The following is an 18,407-nucleotide window of genomic DNA, read 5'->3' as shown; positions in this document are numbered from 1 at the left end:
GCCGCTACCGTCAGGCGGCCGCGAGCACGACGATCGCCGCGACGTCGACGCCGTTCTCGGCGAGCACGCGCACCGATTCGGTCACGGTCGCGCCGGTCGTCAGCACGTCGTCGACCAGGATCGCGCTCGCCCCGGGGGCCGGGAGGGCGCCGGAGCGCAGCCGGACGGCGCCGCGTAGATTCCGGGCGCGGGCCCGGGCGTCGAGTCCGGCGGAGTCCCGTGCCGTCGCCGACGTCACCAGCAGCGGTGCGACCCGTACCCGTCGGCCCAGTGCGGGCGCCGCGTTCGCCGCCACCGCCGTGACGGGGTCCCCGCCGCGCCGCCGCGCCGTCATCCGGCGGGTCGGTGCCGGGATCAGCAGCATCCGTTCGGCGTCGGGGAGCTCACCCCACCGGGCCAGCACGCGGACACCGAGCGCGAGAGCGGTGCCGAGGGGCCGGGCGAGATCGCGACGGTCGTGTTCCTTGAGCGCGATGATCGCCTGCCGATGCGGACCGCGGTACCGGCCCAGCGCCCAGACCGGGACGCCGGGCGCGACCCGAGGGTGGGCCGCGATGGGGGCGTCGGACAACGCGCGCTCGCATCGTCGGCACCACCGGGTACCTGGGCGACCGCACCCGCCGCAGACGATCGGGAACATCAGATCGGTTCCCGCCTCGAAGACCTGCCGGCGCCACGTCACGCGCCGACGGTAGTGCACCTCGCACAGGTGTGCGGGGCGGTGGGCGAGGGTGTGCACAACCGGGGCGCGGGTGCTCGCGGGAGGATCTCGTGCCCGTTCGTCTCGACATGCCGACGCCGCGCCGCAAAACGTGGCCGATACCGGAACTTGCGGCTACGGTCGGGGGTACAGCAGGTTGCCGGAGGCCGTCGAGGTGTGCCGGCCACGACCGCTTTTGCCGGGAGGTGATGCCCCTGTCTTTGAGTGTCAGCTGTCAGCTGACATGGACACATCCTCGGTGCCGTTCGAATCGCCAGTGCGACAACAGATCACGGCGATTCAACCGGCTTCGGGACAATTCAGGAGGTAGTTGAATGTCCACAGTCATCCACCGCAAAGGCCAGCGCGAACCGAAGACCGCCGACCCACGGCCGACCGTGGAGGAGGGTCCCGCGCCCGACCGCCGATCAACCGAGAACGATTCCTACGATCCGGAATTCGCCTTCGTCCGCCCACCGGGAACGGTGGACGCCGACGAGCCGGCCGAACCCACCGCGAAGGTCGTGTTCAGCGGCCGCAACGTCGAGATCCCCGACCACTACCGCATCTACGTCGGCGACAAACTCGCTCGTCTCGAGCGATTCGATCCGACCATCTACCGATTCGACGTCGAGCTGAACCACGAGCGCAACCGGAGACAGTCCAAGGTCTGTCAACAGGTGGAGATCACCGCGACGGGCAAGGGGCCGATCGTCCGGGCGCAGGCCTGCGGCGAGAACTTCTACGCCGCCCTCGAACACGCGCTCGACAAGGTCGAGTCCCGGCTGCGCCGCGTCAAGGACCGCCGCCGTGTCCATCACGGCAACCGCCGGCCGCTCTCGGTCGCCGAAGCCACCGAGATCGGTGCGCCGCCCCTCCGCGACAACCAGCTCTCCGTGGACGGTTTCGTCGGTGATCCGAACTCGACGGCGGCCGACTCCGCCGAACAGTGGGACGACGGCGTGGAGGAATACACACCCGGTCAGATCGTCCGCGTGAAGGAGCACACGGCCGTGCCGATGACCGTCGACGACGCGCTCTACGAGATGGAACTGGTCGGCCACGACTTCTTCCTGTTCCACGACAAGGAGACCGACAAGGCGTCCGTCGTCTATCGCCGGCACGCCTTCGACTACGGGCTCATCAGGTTGACCTGACGCCCGAGCGGGCCCCGCGGGCGGTCATCCGGTCGATGTCCGACGATCCGATCAGGGTCTGCTCAGCTCACCTCGGTACCATGGGATCCGGTCTGTGCGTTCGCGCGGGCCGGATTCCGTGTGTTTTCTACAGGTGAGGGACTCGATCCACGGTGCTGAACAAGCTGTTGCGTGTCGGCGAAGGCCGCATGGTCAAGCGACTCGATGCGATCGCATCGCACGTCGAGACGCTGTCCGATGACGTCGAGGCGTTGACCGACGCCGAGTTGCGTGCCAAGACAGACGAGTTCAAAGAGCGCATCGCCGACGGGGCGTCGCTCGACGAGCTGCTGCCCGAGGCCTTCGCGGTCGCCCGCGAGGCGGCGTGGCGAGTGCTCGACCAGAAGCACTTCCACGTGCAGATCATGGGCGGGGCGGCGCTGCACTACGGGAACATCGCCGAGATGAAGACCGGTGAGGGCAAGACGCTCACCTGTGTGCTCCCGGCCTACCTCAACGCGCTCTCCGGCGACGGCGTGCACGTGGTCACCGTCAACGACTACCTGGCCAAGCGCGACTCCGAGTGGATGGGCCGCGTGCACCGGTTCCTCGGTCTCGACACCGCCGTCATCCTCACCGGCATGAGCTCGGCCGCGCGGCGCGAGGCCTACGCCGCCGACATCACCTACGGCACGAACAACGAATTCGGCTTCGACTACCTGCGCGACAACATGGCGCACTCGCTCGAGGACCTCGTCCAGCGCGGCCACTCGTACGCGATCGTCGACGAGGTCGACTCGATCCTCGTCGACGAGGCCCGTACCCCGTTGATCATCTCCGGCCCCGCCGAGGGGTCGAGCAAGTGGTACACCGAGTTCGCGCGGATCGCCCCGCTGCTCGAGCGCGACGTGCACTACGAGGTCGACATCAAGAAGAAGACCGTCGGTGTCCACGAGGCCGGCGTCGAGTTCGTCGAGGACCGCCTCGGCATCGACAACCTCTACGAGGCCGCCAACTCGCCCCTGGTCAGCTACCTGAACAACGCGATCAAGGTCAAGGAGCTGTTCCAGCGCGACAAGGACTACATCGTCCGCAACGGCAACGTCATGATCGTCGACGAGTTCACCGGCCGCGTGCTCGACGGGCGTCGCTTCAACGAGGGCCTGCACCAGGCCATCGAGGCGAAAGAGGGCGTCGAGATCAAGGCCGAGAACCAAACGCTTGCCACGATCACGCTGCAGAACTACTTCCGCCTCTACGAGAAGCTGTCCGGGATGACCGGTACCGCCGAGACCGAGGCCGCCGAGTTCGACCAGATCTACAAGCTCGGGGTGCTGCCGATCCCGACCAACAAGCCGATGATCCGCAAGGACCAGGGTGACCTGATCTACAAGACCGAGGAGGCGAAGTTCGCCGCGGTCGTCGACGACGTCACCGAGCGTCATGCGACGGGACAACCCGTCCTGATCGGTACGACCAGCGTCGAGCGTTCGGAATACCTCTCCCGCCAGCTCAAGAAGCGCGAGATCCCGCACAGCGTCCTGAACGCGAAGTTCCACGAGCAGGAAGCGCAGATCATCGCCGAGGCGGGTCGGCTCGGCGCGGTCACCGTGGCCACCAACATGGCCGGTCGCGGTACCGACGTCGTGCTCGGCGGCAACCCCGACATCATCGCCGACACCCGGCTGCGCAAGGCCGGTCTCGACCCGGTGCAGACCCCCGACGAGTACGAGGCCGCGTGGGACGAGGCCATCGAGGTCGCCCGCACCGACGCCGCGAAGGAGGCCGAGGAGGTCCGCGCGGCCGGCGGTCTGTACGTGCTGGGCACCGAACGCCACGAGTCACGCCGTATCGACAACCAGCTGCGCGGCCGTTCCGGCCGCCAGGGCGATCCGGGTGAGTCGCGGTTCTACCTGTCGGTCGCCGACGAGCTCATGCGTCGATTCAACGGCGGTGCGCTCGAGGCGATCATGAACCGGCTGCCCGACGACGTCCCCATCGAGGCGAAGATGGTGACCAAGGCGATCCGCAGCGCGCAGACGCAGGTCGAGCAGCAGAACTTCGAGATGCGCAAGAACGTGCTCAAGTACGACGAGGTGATGAACGAGCAGCGCAAGGTCATCTACGCCGAGCGCCGCACCATCCTCGAGGGCGAGGATCACCACGAGCAGGTCAAGCAGATGGTCGACGACGTCGTCGGGGCCTACGTCGACGGTGCGACCGCCGAGGGTTACGCCGAGGACTGGGATCTCGACGAGCTGTGGACCGCACTGCGTGCGCTGTACCCGATCGAGCTCGATCCGAAGGATGTCGTCGGTGAGTCCGAATACGGTGAGCGCGATGACATCTCGGCCGACGAGCTGCGCGAGAAGCTCGTCGCCGACGCGCGCGCCGCGTACGACACCCGTGAGAAGCAGATCGACGCGATCGCCGGCGAGGGCGCGATGCGACAGCTCGAACGGAGCGTGTTGCTGAGCGTGCTCGACCGCAAGTGGCGCGACCACCTGTACGAGATGGACTACCTGCGCGAGGGCATCCACCTGCGTTCGATGGCCCAGCGTGACCCGGTCGTCGAGTACCAGCGCGAGGGCTTCGACATGTTCCACGGCATGCTCGAGGGCTTGAAGGAAGAGACGCTGAGCATCCTGTTCAACGCGCAGGTGCAGACACAGCAGCCGGCGGCCGAGCAACCGCTCCCGAGTGCTGCCGACCTGCGCGCGGCCGTGGGCGCGGGTGCCCCGGCACCGGTGCCCGCTCCCGCTCCGGCCGCCGACTCCGGTGCTCAGGCCCCGGCCGCCCTGCGGGCCCCGACTCAGTCGGCGGACGCGGCGGTCACGTACTCGGGCCCTGGCGAGGGCGGCGGTACGGTCGTGCGCTCCGAGGAGGAGGAGCTCTCGGGCGCCGCGGAATCCGCCAGCCGTCGCGAGCGCCGCGCCGCGGCCCGCGCCACCACCAAGGGGTCCCGGCCGAAGCCGCCGAAGTCCAAGAAGCAGCGCCGCTGACCGGCGCCCCAAGCGGGTGCCGCCACCAGCAGTGACCGCCGACGGTCGGTCCCCGAGATGTCCGGGACCGACCGTCGGCGGATTTCTCGGATTCGATGGAACCGGGACGCCCCGTGCGTCCAAATCCCATGCGTCCACTCCTGGCGGGTCCTGAACTCGCACCCACGAGCACGTCGCGGCCGCACGGATCGCGGCCGTCGCAGCAGACACCGCGGGTCCGGGTTCGTCCGGCGCCGCCGTACGAGCCCGCCGGTCCGGTGGTGGCAGCACCGCACGGCCTTGCGACTCCGACGGCCATCCGGCCGTTCCCGGGGTCGGCTCCGGGTGCCGTTTCGGCGCGCAAGACCGCGGTCGCCGCGGCCGAGGCCCGCCGCTTCACCGTTGCGGTGTCCCGGCTGCTGTTCGAGGTGGTCGATCGGCGTCGCTCGGTCGCGCACCTCGGCGACGTCGTGTCGCCGGCGATCGCCGACCAGGTCGCAGCCCTCGTCCGGCACGACGCCTTTCGGATTCCGGAGTCGACCGGAACCGGGACGCCGGGGACCGCATCGACGCCGGTGGCGCAGATGTCGGCCGGGAATGTGCTGCGGCGCGTACACGTCCAGGTGTGCGATCCCAGCGCCGCAGAAGTGTTCGGCTCGTACGAGGGGGGTGGGCGGACCCGGGCGTTCGCGGGCCGCATCGAGCGCAAGCCGATCCGGGTCCGTGGCGCCGCGGACCCGGGCCGGCGATCGTTGGGTCGAGTGGAATACCGGTGGCAGCTGGTGGCCCTCGAGTTCGGCTGACGGGTAGCTCCTGCGCAGACCACGGAAATCCGCGTCGGCGGTTACGATCGGCGTCGTGGTCACCCGTCTGTCGCCCCGCGACGCGATGTACTACTTCCTCGACGATTCGCGGTCCACGACCCACCTCGGGGCGTTGCTGATCGTCGATCCCGCGGCCGCGCAGGCGACCTCGGAGAACGCCGAACCGGGCGACACCGGATCCGAAGCGTCCGATGCGGCCAGGCGAGCGTCCCGGCAGTCGACGCTCGACTACGCGGGTCTGGTGTCGCTGGTCGAGAACCGCCTTCAACTCATCCCGCGGTATCGCCAGGTCGTCCGCGAGGTGACGCTCGGGCTCGCGCGCCCGGTCTGGGTCGACGACCCCGACTTCGACATCAACTTCCACATCCGTCGCGCGGGTCTGCCGCGGCCCGGTGGAGCCGTCGACGTCGACGAACTCGTCGCCCGGGTGATGTCGCGGCCGCTCGACCGCACGCGACCGCTCTGGGAGATGTATCTCATCGAGGGTCTCGCCGACGGCCGACTCGCGATCCTGACCAAGTCGCACCGATGCCTCATCGATGATGCGGGCAGCCGGGAGATCAGTGAGGTCATCTGCGACGACACCGAGACAGCGGAACTGCTGCCGGAGGAGTTGTGGATGCCGGGCAGGCCGCCGGGCGGCACCCATCTCGTCGCCGGTGCCCTCGCCGAGGCGCTCGCGCGTCCGGGCGACCTCGTGGACACGGTGCTCCACGGCAACGGAATCGTGTCCGAGATGCGGTCCGCCGTCGGCACGACCGTGCGGCGCGTGGGGGACGTGGTGTCGCAGCTGACCGACTCGGCGCCACGCAGTCCGTTGAACAACGCGGGTACCACCACCCGGTCCTTCACCACCGTCGCGCTGCCGCGACGGGGCTGCGCAAAGGTCGCCGAGCATCACGGTTGCACCATCAACGACGTCGAGCTGGCCATCATCTCCGGGGTCATGCGCAAGTGGATGCTGTCGTTCGATCCGGCCGAGGTGCCCGCCGACACCGTGCGGGTCGTCGTGCCGCTGTCGGCACGCGACCCGGGTGTCGAGCGCGCGGCCGAGCCGGAACCCGGGTGGATCGGGGTCGGCAAACCGAGTTTCGTCACCGATCTGCCGGTGGGGGAGAGCAATCCGGCCGTTCGGCTGGCGCAGGTGGCCGGTCTGGCCGACCGATATGCGCAGTCGCCGCGCCGGATGACTCTCGGTCCCAGCCCGCTCTTCCCCGAACTGGGTGTGGTGCCGTTCCCGGAGATCAGCTCTCGGGCGTTCCGGTCGCTGAACAGCCGTGCCTACAACGTGCCGGTGGCGATGAGCACGTCGCCGGTGCCGGACCGTTTCGTCCTCGGCGCACCGGTGCGCCAGGTCTTCTCGATTCCCACCCTCGTGTCGCAGCGTGCGCTGGCGATCAGCGTGGTCGAGTACCGTGACCATCTGCACTTCGCCTTCGTCGCCGACCGCGGGGTCATCGCCGATCTGCCCGCGATGGCCGACTACGTCTTCGAGTCCCACGAAGAGCTGACCCAGAAGAGCTGACCAGATGAGCTGACCCAGCCCTACCGCTGGCCGAACGGGAGTAGTTGACGAATGAGGGTGTACCTGCCGGCGACGTTGGCGATGCTGTTGCGGCTCGATACCGACGGCGAGTTCCGTCCGCTGGGCGGCACGGGTTTCGCCCTGACGCCCGCGCTGCGTGAGGCCTTCGTCTCCGGGGATGACGAGGAGCTGTCCGAGGTCGCGCTGCGCGAGGCCGCGCGTGCGTCGTTGCGCCTGCTCGCCGGGGAGGCCCCGGAGGCCGGCGACCGCGAGTCCGAGTCCGAACTGGTCGCCGACGAGGCGGTCACCGACCCCGCGGACACCTCGCGTCTGCCGCCCCGGCGCGTGGTCGTCGCGGCCGACGTGGAGGACGTGACACTGCGTCCCGACCTGGACGACGCGGTGGTCAAGATCGCCGGGCCCGTCCCGGTGTCGGCGATCGCGTCGGTGCATGTCGACGTCGCCGAGGCGGAGCCGAAGGTCCGTGCGGCCGTGGTGGTCATCGACGCCGCCGACATGGGTGACCTCGATGCCGAACTCGCGGTCGGCGACGTCGAGGACTTCGATCTCGCGTGGTACGCGACTCAGGAACTGCCGTTCCTCCTCGAGCTGCTCTGAACCGAACCACTAACCTACGGTTGCGTAGGTTATGGTGGCTCCGACACGTTCCCCGACGTCGAAGGCGGTAAGTGAGATGGGTTTGCTCGAGAGGTTCGAGGAACCGGTTTCCGGCGTCGCGGCCCGCAGCCGCGGCTCGCAGTGGGCCCGCGCCGCGCTCACCCGGATCACGACGCCGCTCCTGCCCGACGACTATCTCCACCTGGCGAATCCGTTGTGGTCGGCCCGCGAGCTGCGGGGCAAGGTCGTCTCGGTGACCAAGGAGACCGAGGACACCGCGACGATCCGCATCCGGCCCGGTTGGGGCTTCTCGTTCGACTACGCCCCGGGTCAGTACATCGGCATCGGCGTCCTGATGGAGGGCCGCTGGGCGTGGCGTTCCTATTCGCTGACCTCGACCCCCGACTCGTCGGCGAACGACAAGACGATCTCGATCACGGTCAAGGCGATGCCCGAGGGCTTCTTGTCCAGTCACCTGGTGAACGGTCTCCAGCCCGGCACGGTCGTCCGTCTCGCCGCACCGCGCGGGGAGTTCGTGCTGCCGGACCCGTTGCCGGCGAAGATTCTCTTCGTGACCGCCGGAAGCGGACTCACGCCCATCATCTCGATGCTGCGCACCGCACGACACCGCGACCAGCGCACCGACATCACACTCGTGCACTCGACGCCCACGCCGGCCGATCTGCTCTTCGCCGACGAACTCCGGGACCTGGCGGACAGCGGCGTCGTCGACCTGCATGTGCAGTACACGCGAACCGACGGGCAGATCACTCCCGACGTGCTGCCGTCCCTCTGCGCCGACTGGCGCGAACGTCAGACCTGGGCGTGCGGACCCGCCGGGTTCCTCGACGGCCTGCAGCGCCTCTATGCGGAGGCGCACCTGACCGAGCAGTTGCACATCGAGCGGTTCGCCCTCGAACGCGGCGTCGTCGGGGCACAGGGCGGTACGGTCACGTTCTCCCGGTCCGGGAAATCGGCGGTCGTCGACGGCGCGACCACGCTGCTCGAGGCGGGGGAGGCCGCGGGCGCGATGATGCCGTTCGGATGCCGGATGGGGATCTGCCAGAGCTGCGTGGTCATGCTCGACAAGGGATGCGTGCGCGACCTGCGCTCGGGCGTCGAACACGTCGAGGGCGAACGCATCCAGACCTGTGTTTCCGCTGCGGCGGGAGACTGCACCCTCGCCGTCTGAGCAGCGTCTTCGTCTCGTGTGGCTCGCGCCCATCGGTGAGCCGGTAGGGTGAACGACGTGCGTGGCGAGAGGAATCTGTTCTGTGGAAACGCCGGCGAAGGCACCAGTGACCGCTGAGGCCCCGGCCCCCAGCGATATCCCCGTCCTGAGTGACGGAGGCGTCACCCTGCGGCCGCATGAGCCCCACGACCTCGACCGGATGGTCGAACTCGCGGCGGATCCGGCCATGATGCGATGGACCCCGATCCCGGCACCGTACAGTCGTGCGGCAGCCGAACGCTTCGCCCTCGACTACGCGCCGCGCAGCTGGGCGAAGGGTACCCGGATGCTGTGGGCCGTCGAATTCGACGGCCGGTTCGTCGGCACCGTCGACATCGAGGGCGAGGGCCCGCTCACCCGACTCAGCTACGACCTGCACCCCGACGCCCGCGGGTGGGGCGTGATGAAGCGCGCCGTCCTGCTGGCCGTCAACTACGCATTCTCCGAAGCGGACAAAGAGGTCGTCCGATGGACGACCGTCGCCGGCAACATCGACGCGCTGCGGGTGGCCCACTCCTGCGGATTCCGTCTCGACGCCGCGGTTCCCAACGGCATCGAGGTCCGCGGTCACATCCGCGACGCCTGGGTCGGATCGCTGCACGCAGGCGATCCTCAGCATCCCAAGACCGATTGGCGGACAGACGTTTTCGAGACCGAGCGGTTCCGCCTGCGGCCGCTCGCGGAGACCGACGACCCGCGCATCCGGGAGACGCTCGACGACCCGGTGTCGCGCAAGTACCTGTTCGCGCGCCCCGATCCGCTGGAACTCGAACACGCCGCGGCCGAACGCCTCCGCAAGTGGTGGACGGCCGCGCAGGGCACGACATGCACCTGGGCGGTGGCGGATCGCGAGACCGACGACTACCTGGGCGACATCACCCTGCTGCACATCGACGAGGTCACCGGCGCCGAGGCGGGTTTCTACACGCACCCCGAGGCCCGCGGCAAAGGCGTTCTGGGCGAGGCATTTCCGGCTGCGGTCCGGTACGCCTTCGACAAGCTGGGGTTCCGCCGCCTCACCCTCTTCGCCGCTGACAGCAACGAGGGCAGCAAGAAGCTCGCCCGCATCGCCGGCTTCCGCGAGTTCGGCACACAGAAACTCGCCGCCCGGTCCGACGGCGTCTTCGAGGACCTCGTGGGATTCGAGCTGTTCCGCGACGACTACGAGGCCGACCGCAAGGACTGACTAGTCCCGCCCCGTCGACCATTCACTGTCTCGCGTCGACTGTGCAGCTTCCTCGCCGGCACGGAACCCGTTCCGTTGATCGGTTGAGTCCCGGTTCGTCACACTCACTGGACACGACGCCGTCGCCAACCTACGCTTGCGTAAGTTACGGAAACGTAGGCGTAGGCAGCGGTTGACACGCGCACCTCGAAGTCGCGCCATCGACCGACCACCGGCGAAGGGAACCACACGTATGGCGATCTCCGACATCCCCGAATACGCGCACCTGACCGAGTCCGACGTGGCCGCTCTGGGAGCCGAACTCGACGCGATCCGCGCCGACATCGAAGCCGACCGTGGTGAGCGGGATGCGCGGTACCTGCGCAACACGATCCGATTCCAGCGCGGGCTGGAGGTCACCGGCCGCGCCCTGCTGTTCGGTTCGACTCGGAAGTCGGCCTGGTGGGCGGGTGCGTGCGCCCTCGGCGTCGCGAAGATCGTCGAGAACATGGAGCTCGGGCACAACGTGATGCATGGGCAGTGGGACTGGATGAACGACCCGGAGGTGCACAGCGCCACCTGGGAGTGGGACAACACCGACCCGTCGGCGCACTGGAAGCACACCCACAACTACATCCATCACAAGTACACGAACGTGCTGGGCATGGACGACGATGTGGGCTACGGACTGCTGCGCGTCACGCGCGATCAGCGGTGGCGTCCGTTCAACTACGGAAATCTCGTCTACAACACGATTCTCGCGCTCGCCTTCCAATACGGGGTCGCCGTGCAGCACCTCGAGCTGGGCAAGAAGCGCAAGACCCCGGAGGCCCAGGAAGAGTTCCGGCGCAATCGCAACGAGGTCTTGTCGAAGATCGGCAAGCAGGTCGCCAAGGACTACCTCGCCTATCCCGCGCTGGTCAGTGCCGCGACGGGGCACAAGGTCGGCTACGGCCGCGCGTATGCCAAGGCTGCGACCGCGACCGCGCTCGGCAACGTCATCCGCAACGTGTGGAGCAACGCAGTCATCTTCTGCGGGCACTTCCCGGACGGCGCGGAGAAGTTCACCAAGCAGGACATCGACAACGAGACGCAGGCGGAGTGGTACCTGCGCCAGATGCTCGGCAGCGCCAACTTCGACGCCGGATTCCCCCTGGCCTTCATGAGCGGGAACCTGTCGTACCAGATCGAGCACCACATCTTCCCCGATCTCCCCAGCAACCGGTACGCCGAGATCGCGGTACGTGTGCGCGCGCTGTGCGACAAGTACGACCTCCCGTACACCTCGGGTCCGTTCCCGGTGCAGTACGCGAAGGCGTGGCGGACCATCGCCAAGCTCTCGCTGCCGGACAAGTACCTGTCGGCGACCGCGGACGACGCACCCGAGACCGCTTCCGAACGCCGCTTCAAGCAGGGCCTGCCCGAAGGCGCGCGTCTGCAGGCGACGATTGACGAGACCACCGGCGCGCGCCGGGGACTCCGCTCGGCCATCGCGTCGCTCCGCTCCCGGCGGCGCGACCGGACTGCGCCTCGCTCGCTCCGCTCCCGGATCGGCGCCGATTCGTCGGCCACCCGCTCCGACGAGCAGGCCGCCTGATCGGCGCAGGTCAGACGGCCGGCACACATCGAGACCAAGGCAGTGGCCTCGACAGGGGCATAATGAGGCGCAATGGCAATCACTGATATCAACGAGTACGCGCACCTGACCGACGCCGACGTGGAAGCACTCGGTGCCGAGCTCGACGCGCTCCGCCGCGAGATCGAGGCGGACCGCGGCATGCGCGACGTCCGGTATCTCCGGCGCACCATCTTGGCGCACCGTGCTCTCGAGGTCGCAGGCCGCGCGGCTCTCATGGGCAGCCGTTCCCGGCCGCTCTGGCTGCTGGGCACCGGAGCGCTCGCGCTGTCGAAGATCATCGAGAACATGGAGCTCGGGCACAATGTGATGCACGGGCAGTGGGACTGGATGAACGACCCGGAGGTCCACTCGACCACCTGGGAATGGGACATGGTGTGCGCCTCGCCGCACTGGAAGCACTCCCACAACTACATCCATCACAAGTACACCAACGTCCTCGACATGGACCACGACGTCGGTTACAAGACCCTCCGGGTCACACGGGACGAACCGTGGAAGCCCAAGCAGCTCCTCCAGCCGGTCACCAACATCCTGCTCGCCGCGCTGTTCGAGTGGGGGATCGGTCTGCACGACCTCTCCATCAAGGACGTCATCTCGGGGAAGAAACCCAAAGAGGTCGCGATCCGCAGCTGAAGGTGTTCGCGCGCAAGGTCGGCAAGCAGTTGGCCAAGGACTATGTCCTGTTCCCCGCGCTGTCGGGACCGAACTTCAAGCACACGCTGACCGCGAACCTCAGTGCCAATCTGATCCGCAACGTTTGGGCCTACGTCGTCATCTTCTGTGGGCACTTCCCGGACGGCGCGGAGAAGTTCACCGCGGAGTCGCTCGAGAACGAGACCCAGGGCCAGTGGTACCTGCGCCAGATGCTCGGCACGGCCAACTTCGACGCCGGGCCCGCGATGGCCTTCTTCAGCGGAAATCTCTGCTACCAGATCGAACACCATCTCTACCCGGACCTGCCGAGCAACCGGTACGCCGAGATTGCGGTGCGGGTACGCGCGCTCTGCGACAAGTACGATCTGCCCTACACCACGGGATCGATTGTGGTGCAGTATCTTCAGACGCTGCGCACGATCAACAAGCTGGCCCTGCCCGACTCGTTTCTGCGCGACACCGCCGACGATGCCCCGGAAACCGCGTCGGAGAAGCGTTTCGCCGGGATGACCCCCCGCGCCGCCGGCCTCAAGACCGCGATCCGCGAGCTGCGCGCCCGGCGTCGCCGGCGGTAGCACGCGCGGTCACTCCGCCGTCCGTGGCTCCTCGGCCGCGTCACCCTCGCCGCCGCTGACCGCCACCAAGAGGTGGCGCACGGCCATCGCGCGACGATACGAGTGACCGGTCAGCTCGTCGAGCTTGCACTCGGGATCGGCCGGTGGGCCCAGATGTGTACAGCCGCGGGGACATTCCTCGATGGCGGCGTGGAGATCGTCGAAGGCGGCGACGATGTCGTCGGGTCCGACGTGCGCGAGTCCGAACGACCGGATGCCGGGGGTGTCGATGACCCAGCCACGCGGGCCACCGTCATCGGGCAGGGCCAACGCCACCGACTGGGTGGACGTGTGCCGGCCCTTGCCCACTCCCGACACCACGCCGGTCGCCCGATATGCGTCCGGGACGAGACGATTGACCAGAGTGGACTTGCCGACCCCGGAGTGGCCGATGAATGCGGTGATCCGACCGCGCAACGTCGACAGGATCTCGTCGAGCGGGTCGTCGCGGCCCGCGCACACCACCGGCAAGTCGAGATCGGCGAAGGCCGCGGTGAATTCGGCGGGATCGGCGAGATCCGATTTCGTCAGGCACAGGATGGGGGACAGGCCGCCCACATAGGCCGCGGCCAGTGCGCGTTCGACGAATCCGGTGCGCGGCGGTGGATCCGCCATGGCGGTCACGATGAGGAGCGCATCAGCATTCGCCACGACGATCCGCTCGTAGGGGTCGGAGTCATCGGCGGTGCGGCGCAACACCGTTCGACGATCGGCCACCCGGACGATGCGCGCCAGCGTGTCGGGCCGGCCGGACAGGTCGCCCACCACCGACACGTCGTCGCCGACGACGATCGGGGTGCGACCCAGTTCGCGGGCGCGCATCGCGACGACGCGCCGATCCGGGTCGCCGTCGAGCACCACGCCCCAGCGACCGCGATCGACCGAGACCACCATGCCCTGCTCGGCGTCGTCGTGGGACGGTCGCGTCTTGGTGCGCGGTCGGGTGCCCTTCCCGGGACGGACCCGGACGTCGGATTCGTCGTAGCTCGCCGCGCGGCGACTCAACGGCGCGCCTGTCCTCGAGAGCTCATGCGCGCCCCAGCATCTGCTGCCACATCCCCGGGAAGTCAGGCAGCGTCTTGCTCGTCGTCTCGATGTCGGCGACCACCACTCCGGGTGTCACCAGGCCGACGATGGCTCCGGCGGTGGCCATCCGGTGGTCGGCGTAGGACTCCCAGGTCCCCCCGCGTAACGGGGAACCGGCGGTGCCGGTGATGCGTAGTCCGTCGCCGGTTTCGGCGCATGTCCCACCCAGGCGGGTGATCTCCGTGGTGAGCGCGGCGAGCCGGTCGGTCTCGTGGCCGCGGAGATGGGCGATCCCGGACAGTACCGACTCCCCGTCGGCGAGCGCGCACAGCGCGGCGATGGTGGGGGTGAGCTCGCCGATGTCCCGGAGGTCGAGGTCGACGGCCTTGAGTACCGCGGGTCCGCGCACCGACAGCGTGCCGTCGAGATGCTCGACGGCGCAACCCATCGCGGCGAGGACGTCCGCGATCCGTGCACCGGGCTGGGTGGTCACGGCGGGCCAGTACGGCACCCGCACGGTACCGCCGGTGACGGCTGCCGCGGCGAGGAACGCGGCCGCGTTCGACAGGTCGGGCTCGACCGTCCAGTCGACGGCCGCGATCGGCCCGGGAGCAACGCGCCAGACATTCGGTTCGGAGGTGTCGACGACGACGCCGGCCGTCGCCAGCATCTCCACGGTCATGTCGATGTGCGGGGTCGACGGGACGGCCGCGCCGACGTGCCGGACGACGACGCCGGCCTCGAACCGGGCCGCCGACAACAGGAGCCCCGACACGAATTGCGATGACCCGGATGCGTCGATGGTGACCTCGCCGCCGGGCACGGTGCCGGTGGCGTCGATGGTGAACGGCAATCGATCGCCGTCGACGGCGACACCCAGCCCGCGCAACGCGTCGAGGATGGTGGTCTGCGGCCGTTTGCGCGCGTGGGGATCGCCGTCGAAGATCACGCGCCCGGTGGCCAGGGCCGCGGCCGGCGGCAGGAACCGCATCACGGTCCCGGCGAGGCCGCAGTCGATCGCGGCACCCCGCAGGGGTCCGGGCACGATCGAGACCGTGGTCTCGCTCGCGGGGTCGATGCGGATCTCGGCGCCCAGGGCCTCGAGCGCGGCGAGCATCAGGTTCGTGTCGCGGCTCCGGAGGGTTCCACGGACGGTCGACGGCCCCTCGGCGAGGGCGGCGAGGACGAGAGCGCGGTTGGTGATCGACTTGGAACCCGGCAACTCCACGGTTGCATCCAGGCCGCCTCCGGCGGTTGCACCCAAGCCACCCTCGGTGATCGTCGGCGCGTTCCAGGAACTCATGGCGTCCAGTCTGTCATGGGGTGCTCACGTTCCCCGCCGCCGATGGGCCGTCCACGGCGGTGGGTTCCCGATCTATCGCGTGTCTTTGCGCAGCGGGTGATCGGCGGGGATCTGGACGACGATCAGGGTCCGGCCGTCGGGATCGGTCGCGTGCATCTCGATGAGACCCCACGGCTCGGTGCGCGGCTCGCGGGTCACGGGAACGCCGCGGTCGCGGAACTCGTCGGCGACGGCCTCGGCGTCCCGGACCTGAAGCCAGAGAACCGAATCGCTGGACGAGGCCGGCTCGTCGGTCTTCATGTGCGACGAGATCTCGATGAGCCCGTTGCCGGCGAAGAACACGACACCACCCGGATACTCGCGGTGGACCGGCAGACCGAGCCGCTCGCGGTAGAACGACTGCAGGCGTTCGGGATCGGCCGAGAGCAGGAGCACCCGGCTGGCCAGGACCTCCATCTACTGCCCCTCGGTGGTGCCGGCGGAGCCGCCCAGGGCGTGTCCGCGGTTGAGGTCGCTCCCGTGGCTCGCGGCCTCGTACGCGGCCCGTTCGCGGGCCAGCCGTTCCGTCTCGCCGATGGGCGTCGAATCGCCGAACGCGAACGCGGAATCGTGCGGCCACTCGTGCGGGAGGTCGGGGTCGATGATGCGCCCGTCGTCGTCGATCGGCTCGGGATCAGAACTGGGGGACATGGGTTCCACGATAGGCCGAACCGGGCGCGGTGCGCGGGATTCGGGAGCGGCCCGACCGTTGCGCGATCGTGCGGTCGTCGCAGTACAACCGCAAGATCAGCGGCCTAGCGTTGTCGTGGTCGGGCTACCGCACGATCACCGGGAGGGAATCATGACCAGCATCGAGCACCGGACCGAGCACCGAGACTTCGCCGAACCCGACGAGGTACGCACCTTCGGGCACGGGCAGGTGGAGCTACTCACCGTTGGGACGTCGGACATCGGCCGGCTGACCCTGGAGCCCGGCTGGCGATGGTCGGTCGACGTCAAACCGATCGCCGGTACCGAACTGTGTGAGGCACCGCATTTCCAGTATCACGTCTCCGGGGTCCTGCACATCGTGATGGCCGACGGCACCGAGTTCGACGCCGGGCCGGGATCGATCACGTCCCTGCCGTCCGGCCACGACGCCTGGGTGGTCGGCGACGAACCCGTGGTGCTCGTGGACTTCTACGGCGCCAGCAACTACGCCAAACAGCAGACCGGGTGACGACCGACCACGGTCCGAACCGAGCCCGTCACGAACCGCGCCGCGAGAACCCGCCCGAGGTGTAGCCGTCCCAGGTGTCGAAGAGCCGCAACACCTTCGGGTCGCCGAGGCTCTTGATGTGATCGGCCAGGTCCTTGGGCGTGGCCGGATTGGTGACGATGAACGGGTGCAGCGACGAGTCGTGGTCGGCCAGGTAGCGAAGCGTGTCGGGCGGGGTGTCGGGGTCGGCGGCCGCCAACGCGTCACGCGGGTCGAAGGCGGCGGCGCGGACGCTGTCGGCGCCGGAGAGGTCGGTTGAACCGTCGGGTGCACCGACCACCGCGATGTCGCCGGTGTTGTGGTAGTCGACCGGATCGGCGGAGACGCTGCGCGTGTTCAGCAGGAGGTTCAACACGATCGCGGTGAGCGCACCCGCGGAGATCCCCGAATGGAAGATGGTCTGGAACCAGTCGGGGAACTGGGCGTAGAGATCCAGGACCACGTTGACCGGCGCCTCGCCGAGTTCGCGGTCGGTGTAGTAGATCTTGGCCTCGGTCAGCATGGCGACACCGACCGAGATCGCGACGACCAGGATGTTCGTGTTGTTCAGCTTCGCCTTCGCGAGCGTCCGGATGCCGCTGGCCGCGACCATGCCGAACAGGGCGACTCCGGCGCCGCCGAGCACCGGCAGCGGTATGCCCTCGACGACGGCGGCCATCTTGGGCAGCAGGCCGAGGATTACCAGGATCACGCCGGCGCAGGTCGCGACGTGGCGGGTCTTGACCCCGGTGATCGCGACGAGGCCGACGTTCTGCGCGAAGGCCGTGTAGGGGAACGTGTTGAACACGCCGCCGAGTGCGGTGCCCAGGCCGTCGGCGCGCATTCCGTCGGCCAGCTTGCGCGGGGTGATCTTCTGGTCGACGATCTCGCCGACGGCGACGATGTCGCCGGTGGTTTCGGTCATGATTACGACGCCGACGATGATCATCGAGATGATGGCGCTGACCTCGAAGGTGGGTGCGCCGAACTGGAACGGCTGCGGGATGCCGACCCACGGGTACTCGCCGACCTGATCCCAGTGCGTCATGCCGAACGGGATCGCGATCAGGGTGCCGACCACCAGGCCGAGCAGGATCGACACCCGGCGGATCGCCGCGGGGGCGAATCGTTCGATGCCGATGATGACGGCCAGGGTGAGGAATCCGAAGGAGATGTTCTTCGGGTCGCCGAAGTCGGGGCCCGCGGCGGTGCCGCCGCCGAACCAGCCGGCCGCCACCCGCATCAGGGACACCCCGATGATGAGGATGATCGTCCCGGTGACCAGCGGCGGGAAGAAGCGGATCAGTCTCCCGACGATCGGTGCGACGGCGATCATGAACAACCCGCACGCGATGACCGACCCGTAGATGGCGGTGATGCCGTACGAGGTCCCGATGGTGATCATCGGGCCGACCGCGGCGAAGGTGACGCCCTGCATCAGCGGGAGTCGGACCCCGAACCGCCAGAACCCCACGGCCTGCAAGATCGTCGCGATGCCCGCCACGAACAGGTCCGCCATGATCAGGTGGACGATGTCACCCTGCTCGAGTTGGCCGGCGCCGACCATCGCGCCGCCGACGATGAGGGGTACCGCGACGGCCCCGGCGTACATGGCCAGGACGTGCTGGAGGCCGAGCGGGAACAGCTTGATGAACGGCGGGATCTCGTCCACCGGATGTGCGGCGGACCTTCCGTTCTTGACGACATCGAGAACCGACATGGTCAGTTGTTCTACGGTTCGCACGTTTCCGTGA

Annotated in this window: 15 protein-coding genes and 1 pseudogene; 10 read left to right on the top strand and 6 right to left on the bottom strand. The window is 68.5% G+C overall.

The window, feature by feature from the left end; translation table 11 throughout:
* Positions 1 to 10: 10 nt before the first annotated feature.
* Positions 11 to 682, bottom strand: coding sequence for a ComF family protein (locus tag MVF96_RS17745; protein WP_418930398.1), 672 nt, complete (start codon positions 680 to 682; stop codon positions 11 to 13).
* A 353-nt stretch (positions 683 to 1,035) separates the two neighbouring features.
* Between MVF96_RS17745 and hpf the strand changes: the two genes are divergently transcribed.
* From hpf to MVF96_RS17700, 9 genes and pseudogenes are all read left to right on the top strand, one after another.
* Positions 1,036 to 1,857 carry a ribosome hibernation-promoting factor, HPF/YfiA family gene (hpf, locus tag MVF96_RS17740; RefSeq protein ID WP_058251942.1) on the top strand — a complete coding sequence of 274 codons (822 nt, stop codon included), beginning with the start codon at positions 1,036 to 1,038 and terminating at the stop codon, positions 1,855 to 1,857.
* Between the two features lie 152 nt (positions 1,858 to 2,009).
* The gene (secA, locus tag MVF96_RS17735; protein ID WP_247449903.1) at positions 2,010 to 4,838 is read left to right on the top strand and encodes a preprotein translocase subunit SecA; all 2,829 of its coding nucleotides are present in this window, start codon (positions 2,010 to 2,012) and stop codon (positions 4,836 to 4,838) included.
* A 260-nt stretch (positions 4,839 to 5,098) separates the two neighbouring features.
* Complete coding sequence (locus tag MVF96_RS17730) at positions 5,099 to 5,620, top strand: Rv3235 family protein (RefSeq protein WP_336276196.1); 522 nt, start codon at positions 5,099 to 5,101, stop codon at positions 5,618 to 5,620.
* A 55-nt stretch (positions 5,621 to 5,675) separates the two neighbouring features.
* Positions 5,676 to 7,166: a wax ester/triacylglycerol synthase domain-containing protein gene (locus MVF96_RS17725; protein ID WP_247449899.1), complete on the top strand. Its 1,491-nt coding sequence runs from the start codon at positions 5,676 to 5,678 to the stop codon at positions 7,164 to 7,166.
* Positions 7,167 to 7,217: 51 nt separating this feature from the next.
* On the top strand, positions 7,218 to 7,784 hold the full coding sequence (locus MVF96_RS17720; RefSeq protein WP_247449897.1) for a DUF6912 family protein: 567 nt from the start codon (positions 7,218 to 7,220) through the stop codon (positions 7,782 to 7,784).
* Between the two features lie 76 nt (positions 7,785 to 7,860).
* Positions 7,861 to 8,976 carry a ferredoxin reductase gene (locus MVF96_RS17715; protein WP_247449895.1) on the top strand — a complete coding sequence of 372 codons (1,116 nt, stop codon included), beginning with the start codon at positions 7,861 to 7,863 and terminating at the stop codon, positions 8,974 to 8,976.
* 82 nt (positions 8,977 to 9,058) lie between these two features.
* Positions 9,059 to 10,201 (top strand): GNAT family N-acetyltransferase, encoded by a 1,143-nt coding sequence (locus MVF96_RS17710; protein WP_139363036.1) that lies wholly within the window; start codon positions 9,059 to 9,061, stop codon positions 10,199 to 10,201.
* A gap of 232 nt (positions 10,202 to 10,433) precedes the next feature.
* Positions 10,434 to 11,777 (top strand): fatty acid desaturase family protein, encoded by a 1,344-nt coding sequence (locus MVF96_RS17705; RefSeq protein WP_247449893.1) that lies wholly within the window; start codon positions 10,434 to 10,436, stop codon positions 11,775 to 11,777.
* 72 nt (positions 11,778 to 11,849) lie between these two features.
* A pseudogene (locus MVF96_RS17700) lies at positions 11,850 to 13,048 on the top strand (fatty acid desaturase family protein).
* Positions 13,049 to 13,057: 9 nt separating this feature from the next.
* Here MVF96_RS17700 and rsgA read toward each other — a convergent pair.
* From rsgA to MVF96_RS17680, 4 genes are all read right to left on the bottom strand, one after another.
* The gene (gene rsgA / locus MVF96_RS17695) at positions 13,058 to 14,092 is read right to left on the bottom strand and encodes a ribosome small subunit-dependent GTPase A (RefSeq protein WP_211538389.1); all 1,035 of its coding nucleotides are present in this window, start codon (positions 14,090 to 14,092) and stop codon (positions 13,058 to 13,060) included.
* Positions 14,093 to 14,114: 22 nt separating this feature from the next.
* On the bottom strand, positions 14,115 to 15,416 hold the full coding sequence (gene aroA, locus MVF96_RS17690; RefSeq protein WP_247449891.1) for a 3-phosphoshikimate 1-carboxyvinyltransferase: 1,302 nt from the start codon (positions 15,414 to 15,416) through the stop codon (positions 14,115 to 14,117).
* Positions 15,417 to 15,488: 72 nt separating this feature from the next.
* Positions 15,489 to 15,872, bottom strand: coding sequence for a VOC family protein (locus MVF96_RS17685; RefSeq protein WP_247449889.1), 384 nt, complete (start codon positions 15,870 to 15,872; stop codon positions 15,489 to 15,491).
* Positions 15,873 to 16,106, bottom strand: coding sequence for a hypothetical protein (locus tag MVF96_RS17680; protein WP_247449888.1), 234 nt, complete (start codon positions 16,104 to 16,106; stop codon positions 15,873 to 15,875). It abuts the gene before it with no gap.
* A gap of 151 nt (positions 16,107 to 16,257) precedes the next feature.
* On the opposite strand from MVF96_RS17680, the gene MVF96_RS17675 reads away from it, so the two are divergent.
* Positions 16,258 to 16,635, top strand: a complete 378-nt coding sequence (locus MVF96_RS17675; RefSeq protein WP_078113335.1) for a cupin domain-containing protein — start codon at positions 16,258 to 16,260, stop codon at positions 16,633 to 16,635.
* 28 nt (positions 16,636 to 16,663) lie between these two features.
* Here the strand turns inward: MVF96_RS17675 and MVF96_RS17670 are convergent, their stop codons facing one another.
* A complete protein-coding gene (locus MVF96_RS17670; RefSeq protein ID WP_247449886.1) occupies positions 16,664 to 18,373 on the bottom strand; it encodes a nucleobase:cation symporter-2 family protein in 1,710 nt (569 codons plus the stop codon).
* Positions 18,374 to 18,407: the final 34 nt, after the last annotated feature.

The sequence above is a fragment of the Gordonia hongkongensis genome, assembly GCF_023078355.1.
Taxonomy (GTDB): domain Bacteria; phylum Actinomycetota; class Actinomycetes; order Mycobacteriales; family Mycobacteriaceae; genus Gordonia; species Gordonia hongkongensis.
This window is presented reverse-complemented; position numbering and strand designations above follow the sequence as displayed.

Bases quoted from the DNA above. Each gene is read 5' to 3' on its own strand.
- hpf (WP_058251942.1), top strand. From the start codon at position 1,036: ATGTCCACAGTCATCCACCGCAAAGGCCAGCGCGAACCGAAGACCGCC.
- MVF96_RS17720 (WP_247449897.1), top strand. From the start codon at position 7,218: ATGAGGGTGTACCTGCCGGCGACGTTGGCGATGCTGTTGCGGCTCGAT.
- MVF96_RS17715 (WP_247449895.1), top strand. From the start codon at position 7,861: ATGGGTTTGCTCGAGAGGTTCGAGGAACCGGTTTCCGGCGTCGCGGCC.
- MVF96_RS17705 (WP_247449893.1), top strand. From the start codon at position 10,434: ATGGCGATCTCCGACATCCCCGAATACGCGCACCTGACCGAGTCCGAC.
- aroA (WP_247449891.1), bottom strand. From the start codon at position 15,416: ATGAGTTCCTGGAACGCGCCGACGATCACCGAGGGTGGCTTGGGTGCA.
- MVF96_RS17685 (WP_247449889.1), bottom strand. From the start codon at position 15,872: ATGGAGGTCCTGGCCAGCCGGGTGCTCCTGCTCTCGGCCGATCCCGAA.
- MVF96_RS17680 (WP_247449888.1), bottom strand. From the start codon at position 16,106: ATGTCCCCCAGTTCTGATCCCGAGCCGATCGACGACGACGGGCGCATC.
- MVF96_RS17675 (WP_078113335.1), top strand. From the start codon at position 16,258: ATGACCAGCATCGAGCACCGGACCGAGCACCGAGACTTCGCCGAACCC.
- MVF96_RS17670 (WP_247449886.1), bottom strand. From the start codon at position 18,373: ATGTCGGTTCTCGATGTCGTCAAGAACGGAAGGTCCGCCGCACATCCG.